The organism is Solidesulfovibrio sp. (assembly GCF_029978005.1).
GTDB lineage: Bacteria > Desulfobacterota > Desulfovibrionia > Desulfovibrionales > Desulfovibrionaceae > Solidesulfovibrio.
Window position 1 is genome coordinate 1 of record NZ_JARKOZ010000035.1, and the last position, 13,798, is coordinate 13,798.

17 protein-coding genes, 1 other RNA gene and 1 pseudogene are annotated in these 13,798 nt (G+C 64.6%); 1 reads left to right on the forward strand and 18 read right to left on the reverse strand.

Going from position 1 to position 13,798, the window contains the following annotated elements:
- From Q1K70_RS03505 to Q1K70_RS03590, 18 genes and pseudogenes are all read right to left on the reverse strand, one after another.
- Nucleotides 1-393, reverse strand: a pseudogene (locus tag Q1K70_RS03505) (hypothetical protein); the annotation flags it as partial.
- A 343-nt stretch (nt 394-736) separates the two neighbouring features.
- Nucleotides 737-2,032, reverse strand: coding sequence for a PBECR2 nuclease fold domain-containing protein (locus Q1K70_RS03510; protein ID WP_300155822.1), 1,296 nt, complete (start codon nt 2,030-2,032; stop codon nt 737-739).
- On the reverse strand, nt 2,022-3,548 hold the full coding sequence (locus Q1K70_RS03515; protein WP_300155825.1) for a DUF935 family protein: 1,527 nt from the start codon (nt 3,546-3,548) through the stop codon (nt 2,022-2,024). Before Q1K70_RS03515 ends, Q1K70_RS03510 begins: the two co-directional genes overlap by 11 nt.
- A gap of 232 nt (nt 3,549-3,780) precedes the next feature.
- Complete coding sequence (locus Q1K70_RS03520) at nt 3,781-5,253, reverse strand: hypothetical protein (protein ID WP_300155828.1); 1,473 nt, start codon at nt 5,251-5,253, stop codon at nt 3,781-3,783.
- On the reverse strand, nt 5,250-5,867 hold the full coding sequence (locus tag Q1K70_RS03525) for a hypothetical protein (protein ID WP_300155832.1): 618 nt from the start codon (nt 5,865-5,867) through the stop codon (nt 5,250-5,252). The genes Q1K70_RS03520 and Q1K70_RS03525 overlap by 4 nt, the downstream gene beginning before the upstream one ends.
- Nucleotides 5,868-5,871: 4 nt before the next feature.
- A complete protein-coding gene (locus Q1K70_RS03530) occupies nt 5,872-6,120 on the reverse strand; it encodes a hypothetical protein (protein ID WP_300155835.1) in 249 nt (82 codons plus the stop codon).
- Entirely contained in the window at nt 6,117-6,527 is a 411-nt protein-coding gene (locus Q1K70_RS03535; RefSeq protein ID WP_300155838.1) for a hypothetical protein, read from the reverse strand. The genes Q1K70_RS03530 and Q1K70_RS03535 overlap by 4 nt, the downstream gene beginning before the upstream one ends.
- Nucleotides 6,528-6,529: 2 nt before the next feature.
- Nucleotides 6,530-6,898, reverse strand: a complete 369-nt coding sequence (locus Q1K70_RS03540; RefSeq protein ID WP_300155840.1) for a hypothetical protein — start codon at nt 6,896-6,898, stop codon at nt 6,530-6,532.
- Nucleotides 6,895-7,311, reverse strand: coding sequence for a hypothetical protein (locus Q1K70_RS03545; protein ID WP_300155843.1), 417 nt, complete (start codon nt 7,309-7,311; stop codon nt 6,895-6,897). The genes Q1K70_RS03540 and Q1K70_RS03545 overlap by 4 nt, the downstream gene beginning before the upstream one ends.
- A gap of 69 nt (nt 7,312-7,380) precedes the next feature.
- Nucleotides 7,381-7,722: a hypothetical protein gene (locus tag Q1K70_RS03550; protein ID WP_300155846.1), complete on the reverse strand. Its 342-nt coding sequence runs from the start codon at nt 7,720-7,722 to the stop codon at nt 7,381-7,383.
- A gap of 3 nt (nt 7,723-7,725) precedes the next feature.
- Complete coding sequence (locus Q1K70_RS03555; RefSeq protein WP_300155849.1) at nt 7,726-8,292, reverse strand: phage protein GemA/Gp16 family protein; 567 nt, start codon at nt 8,290-8,292, stop codon at nt 7,726-7,728.
- 63 nt (nt 8,293-8,355) lie between these two features.
- An RNA gene (locus tag Q1K70_RS03560) (hammerhead ribozyme type II) lies at nt 8,356-8,421 on the reverse strand.
- Between the two features lie 3 nt (nt 8,422-8,424).
- Nucleotides 8,425-8,958, reverse strand: a complete 534-nt coding sequence (locus tag Q1K70_RS03565) for a host-nuclease inhibitor Gam family protein (RefSeq protein WP_300155851.1) — start codon at nt 8,956-8,958, stop codon at nt 8,425-8,427.
- Nucleotides 8,951-9,574 (reverse strand): hypothetical protein, encoded by a 624-nt coding sequence (locus Q1K70_RS03570; RefSeq protein WP_300155854.1) that lies wholly within the window; start codon nt 9,572-9,574, stop codon nt 8,951-8,953. Before Q1K70_RS03570 ends, Q1K70_RS03565 begins: the two co-directional genes overlap by 8 nt.
- On the reverse strand, nt 9,571-10,293 hold the full coding sequence (locus Q1K70_RS03575) for an ATP-binding protein (protein WP_300155857.1): 723 nt from the start codon (nt 10,291-10,293) through the stop codon (nt 9,571-9,573). Before Q1K70_RS03575 ends, Q1K70_RS03570 begins: the two co-directional genes overlap by 4 nt.
- Nucleotides 10,290-12,389 (reverse strand): Mu transposase C-terminal domain-containing protein, encoded by a 2,100-nt coding sequence (locus Q1K70_RS03580; RefSeq protein ID WP_300155859.1) that lies wholly within the window; start codon nt 12,387-12,389, stop codon nt 10,290-10,292. Before Q1K70_RS03580 ends, Q1K70_RS03575 begins: the two co-directional genes overlap by 4 nt.
- Nucleotides 12,390-12,420: 31 nt before the next feature.
- Complete coding sequence (locus tag Q1K70_RS03585) at nt 12,421-12,639, reverse strand: helix-turn-helix transcriptional regulator (RefSeq protein ID WP_300155862.1); 219 nt, start codon at nt 12,637-12,639, stop codon at nt 12,421-12,423.
- Nucleotides 12,636-13,061, reverse strand: a complete 426-nt coding sequence (locus tag Q1K70_RS03590; protein WP_300155865.1) for a hypothetical protein — start codon at nt 13,059-13,061, stop codon at nt 12,636-12,638. Before Q1K70_RS03590 ends, Q1K70_RS03585 begins: the two co-directional genes overlap by 4 nt.
- A 209-nt stretch (nt 13,062-13,270) precedes the next feature.
- Here Q1K70_RS03590 and Q1K70_RS03595 point away from each other — a divergent pair.
- Nucleotides 13,271-13,798: helix-turn-helix domain-containing protein (locus Q1K70_RS03595; RefSeq protein WP_300155868.1), on the forward strand; the 528-nt coding region annotated here is incomplete at its 3' end.

Sequence of the window (13,798 nt, forward strand, 5' to 3'; positions counted from 1 at the left end):
CTCGGCCCCGGCCAGCCGGACCTCCTTGAGGCCCGGTATGGCCGGCTGGGCCGCCCCCAACAGGCCCACATGCCAAAGCCGCCACCCCCGGGCGAACTTGGCCGAAACGTTGCGGTAGCGCCCCTGGTCCACGGCCTCGCGCACCGGCTCCGGGACGTCGCCGAAGCGGGCCAGCAGCACGTCGCCGTCGCGTTTGACGGCGGCCAGCCAGCCGTAGGCCGGGTCGTCGAGCTTGGGATGCCCCAGCACCAGCGGCACGCGGCGATCGGCCGGGTCGAAGGAGGTTACGGCCGTGTCGAGGTCGTCGCGGCTGATGGTGACCTCTTCACCGGACAGGGCCACGAACGGGCCGCCGGCGCGGGCGATTTCGATCCATTTGGTGAGCGCTGCCATGGCCCCAGGTATGCCCGAGGCGGCGAAGGCAAAGGAGCGCGATACGGACGCGCACGGACACAATTGCGGCAATGCCCCGCGCTTCGGGGCACAGGTGGGATAATCCCGGGATAATCCTAGGTCTAAAATGGGTCTAAGAATCGGGGAGGCGGTCGCCGAAGCGGGCGGGCATCGGGAAGGCCGAGGGAGCGGTCCCGGGATCGGGACGGGGTAGGCGGTCAAAAGCGGTCTAAGAGGTCGGGGACCGCTTGACCGGTCCGAATGGCATGACTACACAGGGCGTATGAGGATGTAACGACGCGGCCGAGCCCCGGCGAGGGGGATCGATAGGCGCGCCGGCCGCTCAAGGAGCCTCGCCCTCCTTGAGTTCCTCCCGAAAAACCAGTGTCCCCACCCTTTGCGCTTCTAAGTATTCGAGCATCCTGGCTTCTGACGCGGCGGTCACCTTGGGCGTGAACGCCGTCGCCGCCTGCCACTCCCGGCCCCGGACGAGATTGAATACCGAAAAGCCGCCGATGCGCTTGCCGTCCAGGCTGAACAGGCGCAACAGCCGCAAGGTGTCCACGGGTTTTCCCGAGACCTCGGCAGGCACTTGCCACACCTCGTAGGGGTTGCGGATGGTTTGGGCCAAGAGCCGGACGTAGGGAGCACGGCCCGACTTGTCGACCTTCCACTTCCCATTGCCCTTGTCGATGAAAAAGCCCTTGCCGACCACCATGGGCAGTTCCACGCCGGGCAAGGTAACGACCTTGGTTCCCTCGATGTCGGGTATCCCAAACTCGGACAAGAACGCCTGGACGTAGCGCTCCGGGGCCAGTTCCGCCGGCAGGATGTCGGCCGCATCCACGCGCAGCACGTGGCGGGGATCGAGCCCGGCCAGCGGCGGCCGGCAGGGATCGTCGGCAAAAGCCAGGCCGCCCCGGCAGATGGCCCGCGCGACAAGAGGCCTTATCTCCTCGGCAAGGGGGCCGGGCGTCAGCGACTCCAGCCAGTCCTTTCCCACATTGGTTGCAAAACCTTGGTCCGGGACGATGCGCACCGGCCCGGAAGCCGTGTCGATCTCCTCCGGGATGTCGTCCTCGACGGTCAGGCCCCGATCTTCGACTTGGCGGCGGGTCAGAGCCCTGACAGAACAGCGGCAATTGTAGCCGTTAGGCGGCCACCATATCTGCCAAAAAGGATGATCAATCGGATAGATTTTTCCGGAAAGTGCCCGGTGTGATAGGCGGCTACGGCCGTCATTGACAATGATGTACTCACCATACGGAAAAGTATCCCGCATGGCCCATATCTCTTTATATCGGCCGGCCATGTAGGCGGACTGGACGTTGGTGCGAAAGATCGTCTCCAGGCGAAGCGGCCGCTCGCCCGTGAAGCCGGCCGCGTCCAGGGCCTGGCTGACGGTGGCCTTCCACTCCTTGAGTGGCACGCCGTTTTCCATGGCGTCGAGCATGGAGCGGCGCACGGCCTCGACCATGTCCAGCCGGGCCAGGCCCGAGACGGTGAACGCCCGGGCCTTGGCCGCGTCGGAAAGCTGGTCGAACTGGGCGCGGGTGACGGCGACCTTGTCTTGCAGGTAGCGGATGGCCTCGGCCGGCCGCACCGGCGTAAAGGCGATGGGCGAGGGGCTATCCGGCACGGCCGGTCTCCAGGCGCACGGCGTAGCGGCCGAGCAGATCGGCGGCAACCTGCGCCGCCTCCACGGCCGTCTGGAAGTCGCCGTCGTCCAGGTCCGGGAAGGCTTCGAGCAACAGGAGCTCGGCGTCCTCCCAGGACTCGGCCCGTTCGACAAGGTCCAGGATGCGGCCGACTTGGTCGCGAACGGCCCGGCCGCCGTCCTTGAGGGCTTCCGTCACCAGCCGTTCCACGGCCTCCTGGTCCGGGGTGAAGTGGCCGTCGCCGGCAGCGAACGCCGCGGATTCGCCGGCGTCGGAGGCCGGCGTCTCGACGCTGGCCACGCTGAATTCCTCGGGCGTCAGGCCGAAGCTCTCGAAGTACGGTTCCTTGAAACGTGCGCCAAGGGCGTAAAGCGAGCGTCCGAGCTTGGCCTTCCTTTCCAGGTCCTCGGGTTCCACATAGGAAAACACGGGCGTCAGGGCATCCGGCGCGTTCACCTGGCCGTAAACCCAGGCCAAGTCGTTCATGGCCGTGACCACCATTGCCTCATCCGCCTCGGCGTAGTCCGTCAGCACCTCGTAATGGGTGTTGGCGGCGGCGTAGCTGCCCTTGGAACCGATTTCCTGGGTGAGCGTCTGCCCCTGGATGATCTGGGCGATGGCCGCGTCCATGTAGTTGACGATGGACAAGTGGATGCCGCCCGTGGCCTTGCCTTCCACGGATTCGATACGGACCTTGGCCCCGCCCGAGACCACGGCCACGGCGTCGCGGATCATGGCCGAAAGGGCCGTCTTCATTTCCTGGCGTTCTTTCGGCAGCGCCCCGGGCCGCGCTTCGCCCACCACCCAGGGCATCCCGAACTTCTCCGCGAAGCGCATGAGGAACTCGATGCCCCCCTTCTTGAAAGCCACCAGGAACAGACAACGCGAGAGCAAGCGCAGGCCGTAGGGGTTCTTGTAGGTCGGAAAGTGCCGGGAGAGGACCATTTTGAAGGGATGCACCTTGTCCCCGGTGATGACGGCCTCTTCGCCCCGGAAGCACAAGGTGCCGTCGACGTCGAAGACGAACCACTCGCGCGGCTTGGGAACCAGGTCGCGCACGTGCATGCGGCCGCTGTCCAGACGCCAGAGAATTTCCGTGGGCGTGTAGCCGTAGTACGGCGTGTCCAGCACCTGGGAAAAAAGGTTATGAAGGTCCACCCGCTCCAGGTCGCGCGTCAGGTCGTCGCATAGGCGCTTGGCCTCGGGCGTGGGCTCCTGTCCCTCCAGTTTGCCGGGCGTGAACCTGTAGTCCCGCTTGTTGAGGGTCTTGATCTTGCGGCCCTGGATCGAGGAACACACCTTGCCGTCGGCGGTCAGGTCCTCGAGCACCTTGATGTCGTCGCCGCGCTCCCGCAAAACCGGGTCGGGATCGGGCAGCAAGCCGAGCCAGCCCCATGACTCCGGGGCCACGGCCACCTCGCCGAGCAATTCGGCCAGGGAGGTGGCCCCGAACTCCAGAAAATCGTGTTCATTGATCCAAAGGCCTGGGGCACTCATGGCAAGCTCCAATCCGTTGTGTCCGGTCCGAAATGTTTGACGGCGCAGCTGGGGCAAAACGAAAAATTGCACCAGCGGCAACGATAGGCATCATAAAGCGGGACCTCACAGCCGCATTCGGCGCAACGGAGCGTCATTCTTCCGGCGGCGCGCCGAATGATACGGAGCTGTTCATGAAGGATGGTGCGGCGGCCAAATATGCCAGCCTCGCGGTAGCTGCGGTAGCCATCGCTCATCGATACCCCCGGAACAGGCTGTCGGCCGTATAGGGCATGGCCGTCTCCACCGTAAAAGGCTCGGCTTCGATGGTTTTGGCCGCGAACACGGCCAAGGCGGCGGCCACGCCGGCGTCGCCGTGGCGCTGCCCGCCCTTGCCCCCGGTGCGCTTTTCGGGGATTTTGGGAACGCCTTTCTCCATCTTGAACGCCCGAAGATCATCCAAAATGAGAGAGTCCTTCGGAATGAGGATGGTCTTATCTTCGAACGCCGCCTTGAGTTTCGGCATGTTCTCCCTATACCAGGACTCGGACTCCTTGACTTGGCTGATGATTTCCGGGCCGTAGCGCTGCCGGGCGACCTCCCCCAGGTATTCGCCGTTGCCCCGGGAATCGAGCGCTCCGCCCACGAAACGGGGAAGCCGGTCACAGATGTAGAAAAAGGTCTGTTCCTGCTGGCGGAAAGGGCAACCCCGCAGTTCCAGGACGAAAGGCGTGGCCAAAACGAGGTTTTCCAGTTCGACGAGCGGCCAGACCACGGACAGGTCCCCGGTGTCGGACCGGGCGAAGTCCTCCCCGACGAAAGCGGAAAGCTCGCGCGGCAGCTTGGCCAGGATCGGCCCCAGCTCGGCATCGAGCCAATCCCGCATTTCCCGGAAGCGCCGGTCCTCGGGCCAGTCCACGAAATCATCCGCCGGCGGCGACCAGCGCAGCACCGGAATGTCCGGCGACATGCACGATTCGATCATCTGGCGGGTTAGGTAGGTGCCCTTTCCTCGCGCGGGAATGCAGAAAAGCTCTTCATCGGCGTTGGCACCGTAAAGATCGAGCAGCTTCTGACGCCACTTGACTTCGGCTTCGAGCGACCAGGGCAGACCCCGGACCTGACAGATGCGGCGGTAAAGCCCTTGCTCCAGTGCATCGTCTAAGGTGCACCGATGCAGGCTGTAGGGCAATTTTCCGGCTCTTATGTCCAGGATGTAGTCATTGAACGGGTTGGACTCGCCATTGTGCGTGGAAATCACTTCCACCATGCCGCCCCACATCGTTAGGGCGATGGCCGCCTTGAGAAGCTCTTCCAGATCGTCGCAGAAGGCGGCCTCGTCGATGACAATACGGCCTTGCTTGGAGCGCAAGTTTTCGGGTTTCGAGGAGAGCGCTACCACCTGGTGCCCCGGAGCGAAACGGACGCGGTAGGCGAGGATGTCCTTTTCGTCCTCGAGGATCACCTCCTCGAAATCCGACGCGGCCAGGTTGAGCACCTTCGCCCAGTGCCCGACGTCCTTGATGTAGGTCTCGGTCATCTCGCGGTTGTAGGAAATGTAATAGCTGCTCATGCCACCCTGCGACCGTTGGAGCCCGGCCAGCATGGCGGATTCGGAGGCATCGCCATAGGACAAGCCGATGCGGCGGGATTTTTCGCAAAACTTGACCGGGTTGGTGTCCCGGTTCCAGCGGACCTGATAAGGCAGCAGCAGCGCGTTGCTCATTCCTGTCCCCCGAGCAGCTCACGGATACGCTCGGCCGTGGCGGCGGTTATACCGTGTTCCAGGCCCGCGGCCCCGTCCCTGGTGGCCGCGCCGGCGGCGGCCCGCATGTCCTTGAGCAGATCGAGCACCTGCTTGACTTCCCGCAGGGCGGAAAGCGTCACCTTGTCCGGGCTGGCCAGCATAGCGTTCAGCCGCAATCCCACGGCCTCTTCCAGGGCGGCCACGGCGTCGGCTTCGGTGGCGATCTCGCGCAGGGGCGCGGCCGTCGCCGGCGCGGCCTCGGCCCGCTTGTCGGCCAGCTCGGCCGCCTTGATGGCCACCTCCTCCATTTTGGCGACGGCAAAGGCGTCCATGGCTTGCATGGAGCCCAGGCAATTGGTGATGAGCTTGGCGCGGAGCTTGATGGTGTCCACGCGAATGTTCGCCAGAGCTTGCCGGATTTCGTCCCGTTTGGCCTGCCAGCCGTACTTCTCGGCCCACCGCTTGAGGGTCGAGGTGGCTACCCCGGTGCGCGTCGACACATCCGCCAGCGTCAGGCCGTCCACGCACCACAGCTCCTCGGCGCGCTCCACGGTCTCCATGGGATGTTCCCGGCGTCCGGCAACGGCGGGCATGGGATCAGGCTCCCAGATGGCGATTGATGACCGCGATCTCGGCACGTACCGCCCGCAACTCGATCACGGCCTGGGCCAGATCCACGGCATGGCCGGCGATCTGTTCGTCCTCCAGGGCTTCCACCGGGAGGGTGGGCAAAAGGAGCAGGCGCAGCGAATCCCGCAGGCCACTGGCCCGGATGGCCAGGCCCTTGGCCGTGAGCTCCTTTTCGGTCTTCTGGCCGACCATGGCCGCCCGTTCGAGATTCATCATAGTCCGCTCCTCATGGGGCTTTCGTTTTTGGCAATGCGCCCCTGCGGGCAAAACTGGTTGGTACAGATGGCATCCACCATGCGCTGCATGACTTGCGTGTTGAGAACCACCTGGTCGTGTAGGCTCGTGGCCAGGGATTGGTAGTCTTTCACGAGCTTGACATTGTCACTGTAGTAGCCGGTCACCACTCGCAAATCGTCGCCGTAGGCCTTGAGAATGCGGTCCATGTCCTTCTGGTAGCGGGTCAGATCGGCGCGCCGGCGGCGATCCTCGATCAGCCAAAAGACCACGATGAGGAGCACCAGCCCCATAGGGGTGAGCGTGACCAGGGCCACCAGAAACGAGAGCGAACCCGCGTCCATGGCCGACAGGATTTTAAGGAGGGTCGCCGCCAGCGGTTGATCCATGGTTAGACTCCGGTTGTTTCGCCCTTGATGCTGCGGGCGGCGATATAGATGGCGGCCACGCCCACGATGCACACCTGGGTCACGGGCGAGAGCTCGAAGCCCAGCGGATGCTGGGAAACCAGGGTGGCCACCGTACCGATCATGGTCCACAACCTGCTGGACTTGAGGCGCGATTCCTGGACGGCGGGCGAGACCGTCAGCGTGGTGCCGATTGCTTCGAGACGGCCGGCATATTCGCCGAGCGCCCCCGCGGCCGGCGCGAGCTGAGCCTGTGCCGCCTGCGGCAGGGGTGCGCCTTGTGGCGCGGGATCGACCGGCGCGGGATCGGCCGGGACGGCAAAGTGCTTCAAGACGTCGTCGATGATGCTCATGGTTTCCCCCTTTCTTGCGGGAGCAGAGTGTCCACGGCTACGATCTCCTCGCTGCCGGCGACCGTCACCCACCAGCGGCCGTCCATGCCCAGGATCGGCGGGCCGGCCACGAAAGTCTTGTCGTAAGCGCCATTCCCGGTCGGGACGCGCACACGGTCGCCCCGGCGAAGCTCCGGGCGGGCTTTGGGATTGACCGGTTCGCCGCGCAAAAGCGAAGCGACCAGCCCGGCAATGCCGGCCGGCGCGAAGAACTCGTATTTGCCGTTGCTGGGAGAATGCCAGCGGCCGCCAATACGAAGCCGGTAGCAACCCGCCGGGCCGCCCCAGGACGTGGCCGGGAACAGCTCCAGCTTGATCGTCTTGCCCCGGATGCGGAGCAAAATCGTGCTCTCTTTTGCGCGCTTCTCGCTCATTACTATTCGGTTTCCTGCAATCAATCTGAGAAATGAGGTCGTCGCCATTGGCTCGGCGGCATCAGCTGATTACGAATCAGCTGGCCGGAACAGGCCGGCCAGCGCCTCGACCTGCTTCTCCCAAAGCGTGCGGCAGCTGCGGCAGCGGCGTTTGTCCGTGGCCCGGCAGCGAGCGCAGCCGATGCGCTCCAGCACCGCGAAGACGGCCCCGGGCGTCACGTCCGCAACCGGGGCATCGGCCAGGGCGGCCCGGATGCGCGTCGCCTGGCGCTCCTCGTTGCCGGGATAGCGGCCGGCCAGAAGTTGGAGCACCACGCTTTTGGTGATGCCGGTGGCCTTGCAGAAAGCGTAGAGGGTCCGATGGCGGGCCAGGATGGCGGCCCGCAACGCCTCGCGTTCGTCCGGCCCCATGCGTCATCTGGCCACGGCCGCTTCGCGCCGCGTGCCGCCGGCCTCGGCCGGCTCGGGATCGATGCCGGCCTTGCGGCAGCGGCTCCACAGGTCCTTGGCCAAGGTGGCCAGGGCGTCCGGCTCGCTCAACCAGACGAACCGCTCCACGCCGAACTGCTTGGACACCCGACCGTCCAGGCTCTTGGGCTCGTAGCCGAGTAGGCACCACAACATGACGATGTACCGCTTCTGCCGGGCCAGCGGGCCGGCCGGGATGTCCAGGCGCTCGTAGCCGTCGGCCTTGTCGCCTTTCTTCCAGGTGCGCAGCCGCCTGGGCAGAAGCGGGATGTCCACGGCCGCATGCTCGGGCAGCCACCGCGTGGCCAGGGCGTCGAGCACCTGGTTACGCTGGCCAAGCGTCAGCCGCGACCAGCTCCCGGCCGGTCCGCCCAGGATGCGCCCGAAGATGGCGACAAGCTCGTCCTTGTCGGCCTCGTAGGTGAACGGCGAGGCCGGCAGCAGGGTTCCGAAAAAGACCTTGCTTTGCATGTCGTAGATGGCGGCGCAGGGAACGAAAGATCGCTTGGCCATGGGGTTCCTCTCGTGGTTTCGGCACACAGACCGTCTGCTTTGAAGGCAGAGGGCCGGCTGACGTGTGGGCTGCTCGTCAGGCCCGGGCCGCCACGCCCGGACGACCGCCCGCGTCGGGCGGTTTCGCAGGGATCAGGCGGCCGCGTGCTCGATGGCCTCGGCCTTGAGCTCGTAGAAGAATTCGTCCTCGGCCACCTTGTGGACGCCGACCGCGGCCAGGCGCTCTTCCGGCCAGTCCCGCATGGCTTCCTTGTCCACCTCGGGCTTTGCGCGGATGGCTTGGTGAAACGGCGCGCCGTTCGGGCCGGCCGCCAGCTCTTGGAGCCGTTCCAGCACCAGCTTCCAGGTGAAGCGGGCCAGGGTCTTGAGCTTGGTGGACTGGCGGAAGCCCAGGACGCCGAAGGTCATTTCCAGGGACTTTTTCTTCGGGAACAGGTCGTCCTTGCGCGCCGTGGCGAAGTTGGCCAGGGCCGCCTCAAGGTCTTTGAGGCGTGCCGTCAGGGGTGTGGACTGGGCCTTGGCCTCGGCTTTGATGGCGTCGATGGATTCGTTCATGACGCATTCCAGGGCCGCCAGATCGCGCTTGATGCCGGCCAGTTCGGCCAGAGCCGCGTCGGCTTCCTTAGGGTCCGCCAGCACCACCACCTTCGGTTTCGTTCTAGCCATGGGAAACCTCCTCTTCCTCCTTTTCGAACCGGGCCAGGATGGCCCGGCAGTTCTCGACAACCTTGCTCCGCATGGCCGGCTGATACGGATCATGCAGCAGGAATAGGCGAAGCAGTTCCAACGCGGAACGCTTTTCGGCTTCAAAGGGATCGTTGATCCGCCGCGGCGGATAGGGCGTCTCGACTTGCTGGCGGGCCTTTTCCGTGGCCCGGAACAGTTGCGACGGGCCGCGCATGCCATGCCGTTTGAGGAAACCGTCCTCGGCAAGCCACAGGCAGTAGCGGCGCACGTGGTCGTAGGAAACACGGGTGACCGAGGCCAGGTCCTGGTAGGAAAAGCCGGGCTTGGCCGACCGAACCGCCCGCCATACCCGTTGCAGCAATTCCCCTTGCTGCTGGCCGACGGCATCGGGGTTGAACCGGAAGACGCCGTCTTCCACCCGCGTGAGCTCCTTGCGGCGAACCATGTCGTTGACTTGTCGCCGGACACGGGCCTTGGCCGGTTCGTCGGTGCAGCCCAGAGCTTCGAAGACGAGGGCATGGGTAACGGTCTGCTTGCCGCCCACGGACAGCCCTTGGATGACCAGACGCACGCGATTCGCTTCCGGGGTTCTCATGCCCGCCTCCAGCTTTTCTGCTTCTGGATCGCCGCCACCATGGCCGCGTCGGCGACGTTCGTTTCCCGGGCCTTGGCCGCCTGCTCCAGAAGCTGCACCATGTTGCGCACAAGCCGCATGTCGCCGTCGGACGTGGCCCGGACCTTGGCGCAGGCGTCGGGCGTCAGGTCGAGGCTGGCCGCCTCCAAGGCGAAGGCCGCGATGTCGGCTTCGTCCACGGGGCCGAAGGCGACTTCCTGGGTCACGCGGGACCAGATGCGGCGGCGCTCGGACAAAAGCCCGATGAGCTCCTCTTCGCCGATCAGGATCACGGCCGCACCGGTCGCTTCGTGGATGTCGCGCAGGTCCTCGATGCGGCCAAAGGCCAGTCGGTCGGCCTCGTCCATGTAAATGGTGGCGACCATGCCTTGTTGGCGGCGTTTTTCCAGGGTTTCGATGATGCGTACCTTGCAGGCGTGGGCCGAGCGGGGCGCGGTCTCCGCCCCCGTTGTCTCCTTGCACAGCCGCCCCAGGAAGGCGGCCTGCGTCATGCCTTCCCAGGCCGAGAGAAAGACCCCGCCGCGCTCGGCGTGGCTGTTGCGGGCTGCGAAGGTCTTGCCCCGGCCGGCCTGTCCCCAGGCGACGACAATGCCGGGTTGGCCGCGCTCCGTATCCTCGACGGCCAGGACGGCCCGCCGGAACGCGGTCACGTTGCCCGTCTCCACAAAAACCGATCTCATGCGTTTCCTCCCCCGTTGGCGGCCATGCGGCGGCGCGCGTAGACCGTGCGCAACTGCTCGAAGCGCCGGCGCGCGCAGGCCGCGTATTCCTCGGTTTGCTCGTAACGAGCCATCCAGTCGGCGTCGGCCTCACGCAGGGCCACGCCGTCCCGGACGGACACGTTGAAAAGGTATTCGTAGCGGTCGAGCTCGGTGGTGATGGTTGCCATCTGCGCCGGCGGCACATAGGCCGGAGCGGCTTCGAGCTTGGCCCGTGCCGCGGATTTGGCGGCCTCGATGTCGGCGACGTCGGCTTTCTTGATTTCCGGCAGGGCGGGAGTCTCGGCCTTGCCGGCCGCCACCAACCGCATGCGGTTTTGCGTCTCGGGCAGGACCACCGAATCCAGGAATTCCCGGGCATTGGCCGTGACCTGGTTCTCAAGGGCCTTTTTGTAGGCGATTTCGGAGGTCAAAACGGCCTGGTCGTCCTCGGTTCCCAGGAGGCGGGCGGCCGGGTGGACCTTTGGCGCGGGCGTGGCTTCGCAGATCAGGTTCTTGCCGGCTTGGTCGTAGACGAGCACCGAGCGCCGGTCCTGGTCGTCATAGCGCACGAGCACCGGATGCCGCAGGCTGTGCAGGAAGGGATGCCGGTAGCAGCGTCCAAAGATTCTGACCCCGTTTTGCTCGATCTGGCGCACGGCCTTGGAGAGCATGCAAAGCCGCAGCTTGAGCAATTCGGCCTCGGAAAGGCCCTGGCCGGCTCCGGCGGCGAAGACGACGGCAGGAGCTTTGCCGCCAAGGTGGCCGCGTTGCGGCCGTGCGGCGTAGGCGTCGAACCAGGCGGCGATGGCCGTGTGGGCTTCTTCCAGTGTGAGCGGCCGGCCGCCGGAAGCCTCGTAGACCTTGCGGTGCAGCTTTTCCCCGCGCATGAGCCGCGGCGGCTTGGATGCGATGGATGTGCCGACATAGGAGGGAATCCAGCGTTCCAGTTCGCCGAAGGTCTTGAAGAAGCGTTCGATGGTCTTGGATTGGCCGTGATAGGGCCAAGCGAAAAGCGGCGCGACGCCAAGTTCCTGGAACACGCCGCCGAGGCCGCTTTGGGCGAGGTCCACGCCGTTGAAGAACTTGCCCCGAAAGGCTTTGCCGTTGTCGAGGTAGGCCACTTTGGGGAACTTCCCCAGGCGCAGGCAGGCGCGGCGCAAGGCGGATGCGATGCCCTGGGTGTTTTCCGTGGGCAGGACTTCCCAGCCGAGCGGAAAGCTGGACGCCATGTCGAACCACAGCACCAGCTCCATACGTGCGCCCTTGCCGGTTTCAGGGTCGAGAATCTCGAAATTCAGGGCATGGCCGTCGGCCACCAGGATGTCGCCCACGCCGATCTTGGAATAATCGCGTTCGATGTACGGGCAGCACTCGTCATTCCAGGCCTTTTGCCCGCGCCGGGCATAGACCCATTCCCCGTAATTGAGCGTCATCCATTTTTTCAGGTAGCGGTAGAGGGTGATATCGGCGCAGTCGGGGAGGCCGGTGGCTTTGAACGCTTCCCGGGCCATGCGGCAGACTTCGGCCAGCCGCGGTCTGTTGGGATGGCGCGCCAGGGCAAGCAGGATTTGGGCATGCCGATCGGTCACGACGGGAGCCGTGCGGACGCCGCCGCGCGTGTCGGCCAGCTTGAGCGCCGAGCCGGTCCGGCGCATGGCCAGTTTCCAGCGTTCCAGGGACTTCCAGGACACGTCCCCCAGCACGTCCTTGATGGCCGGCCAGACGCCAGCCATATAGGCGGCGACAAATTCTTCCCGGGCACGCCCCTTGTTGGCCGCTTTGGCCAGCGCCTCGGTGTAAAGCCGCACCAGATCGGCCTTGGCCAGGGCCTTGCGCCGCTGGGCTTCGGTCAGGGGCGTTTCGCCGAATTCGGCCGGCAGGTTCGAGCCCTCGTAGGCGATAAGCGCGGTCCGCACGTCCTCCGGCAGGGCGGAAGAAAGAAACAGCCGGCGCTGGCCGCCGCGGCAGGGCTCTTCCTCGAAGGGCCAGGCTTCCCGGTCGGCTCGCATCCGGGTGGCCCGCTCCGAGATATCGAGCGCCAGGGCAAGGGCTTGAGCTGCGTATCTGACTTGCATGGTGTCAGCGTCCGTCCGTTGTTTGGAGAGGCTAGGCCGCCTGTTGGGCCTTCATGTCCTCGGGCAGGGCCAGCAATCGGGGAGGGCAGCCGACAGCGACCAGGGCGCGCAGGGCCTTGCGGTTATTGCGCCGACCATGGATAGTTTCCGAGACTACGGACCGGGCAATGCCGGCATCGCGGGCCACATCGGAAACCGAAATGCGCCGTTCCACCAGCCACGCCCGAATTTTGTTCCCATCTCGCTTCATAATTCCGCCTCGATCTTGCGTTTGCGCGCCCGTAGCACCTTGATTTCCCGTTCAGTCCTGGCCAGTTCCAGGAGCTTCGCGTCCTCGTCCTCGATGATCCGCCAGCCGAGGCCATGCGACCGAGCCAGCAGGTCAAGCGGCTCTGATGCCTCGAAAACGTGGCAAAAAAGGTTCAAGGCCCTGGTGCTCGGGACATTCTTGGATTCGTTGGGGTTGAGCCATTTTTCCAGGGTAGCCAGGGTCAGGGCCTCGGCGTTACCCCCGCTAAGCCGCACGCCGTACCGCTTGGCTGCCTGGTTGAGACGGTCTACGGCCTCGAACCGGGAGAGGCCGGAAGCCTCGACGATCCGGTTCATGGACGCGGAAATATCCCCGTCGATGTTGAGGCTGGGGAGGTCCAGCAGGCTGCGGCGTCTGGCCATGAGCATCAATTCCGTAACCCTTGATCCGATATTTCCGCGTTGGCGGACGTTGAGTTAAATGGTCGGCCCTGGTAGCTACGTTCGTAGCGGGTCAACCGTCGCTCACGACCAAAGTTCTACATAGTAGAAGAAAAGTCGTCAACGATGGATTCTCTACTTCCGACTTTTTTTCAGCGGTCGGCGGGTAACTTTTTAACCAACTATGCGTAATGAAAGAGAAAAACGAAGAAAAGCCCGTTTCCGACTTTTCTTCCGACTTGGCGTCTGAAAGTCGGAAGGAATTCGAGGCGGTGACAAGCCGGATGATTAAGGCCATTGGCGGCCGGAATCCCGATGACCTCGCGTCTTTCTTGGATATCAGCAAGGATGCCATCTACAAGGCGGGCCGGACGAATAAAATTCCGCCAGCCTGGTTTCTTCAAATCGGAAGAAAGAAAAATATTTCGATAGATTGGCTTGTGACTGGCGACGGCTCCATGAACAGGGACAATGTCCAACCCTCGACCAATCCGACGAGTATTGTTCCAAAAGACGAGCCGCCATACATGAGCCCGGAAGCCGCGCCAGCCATGGGTTACACGCTCGTGCCCAAGGTCCAGGCGCGCTTGGCTGCCGGGACTGGCAGCTTGGAGACGGAGGGGCAGATTGTCGGGTATTATGCTTTCAAGACAGATTTCTTGCTTCGCAAGGGGCGCGCAAAGAAAATGGTCTTGATGGATGTGGCAGGCGACAGCATG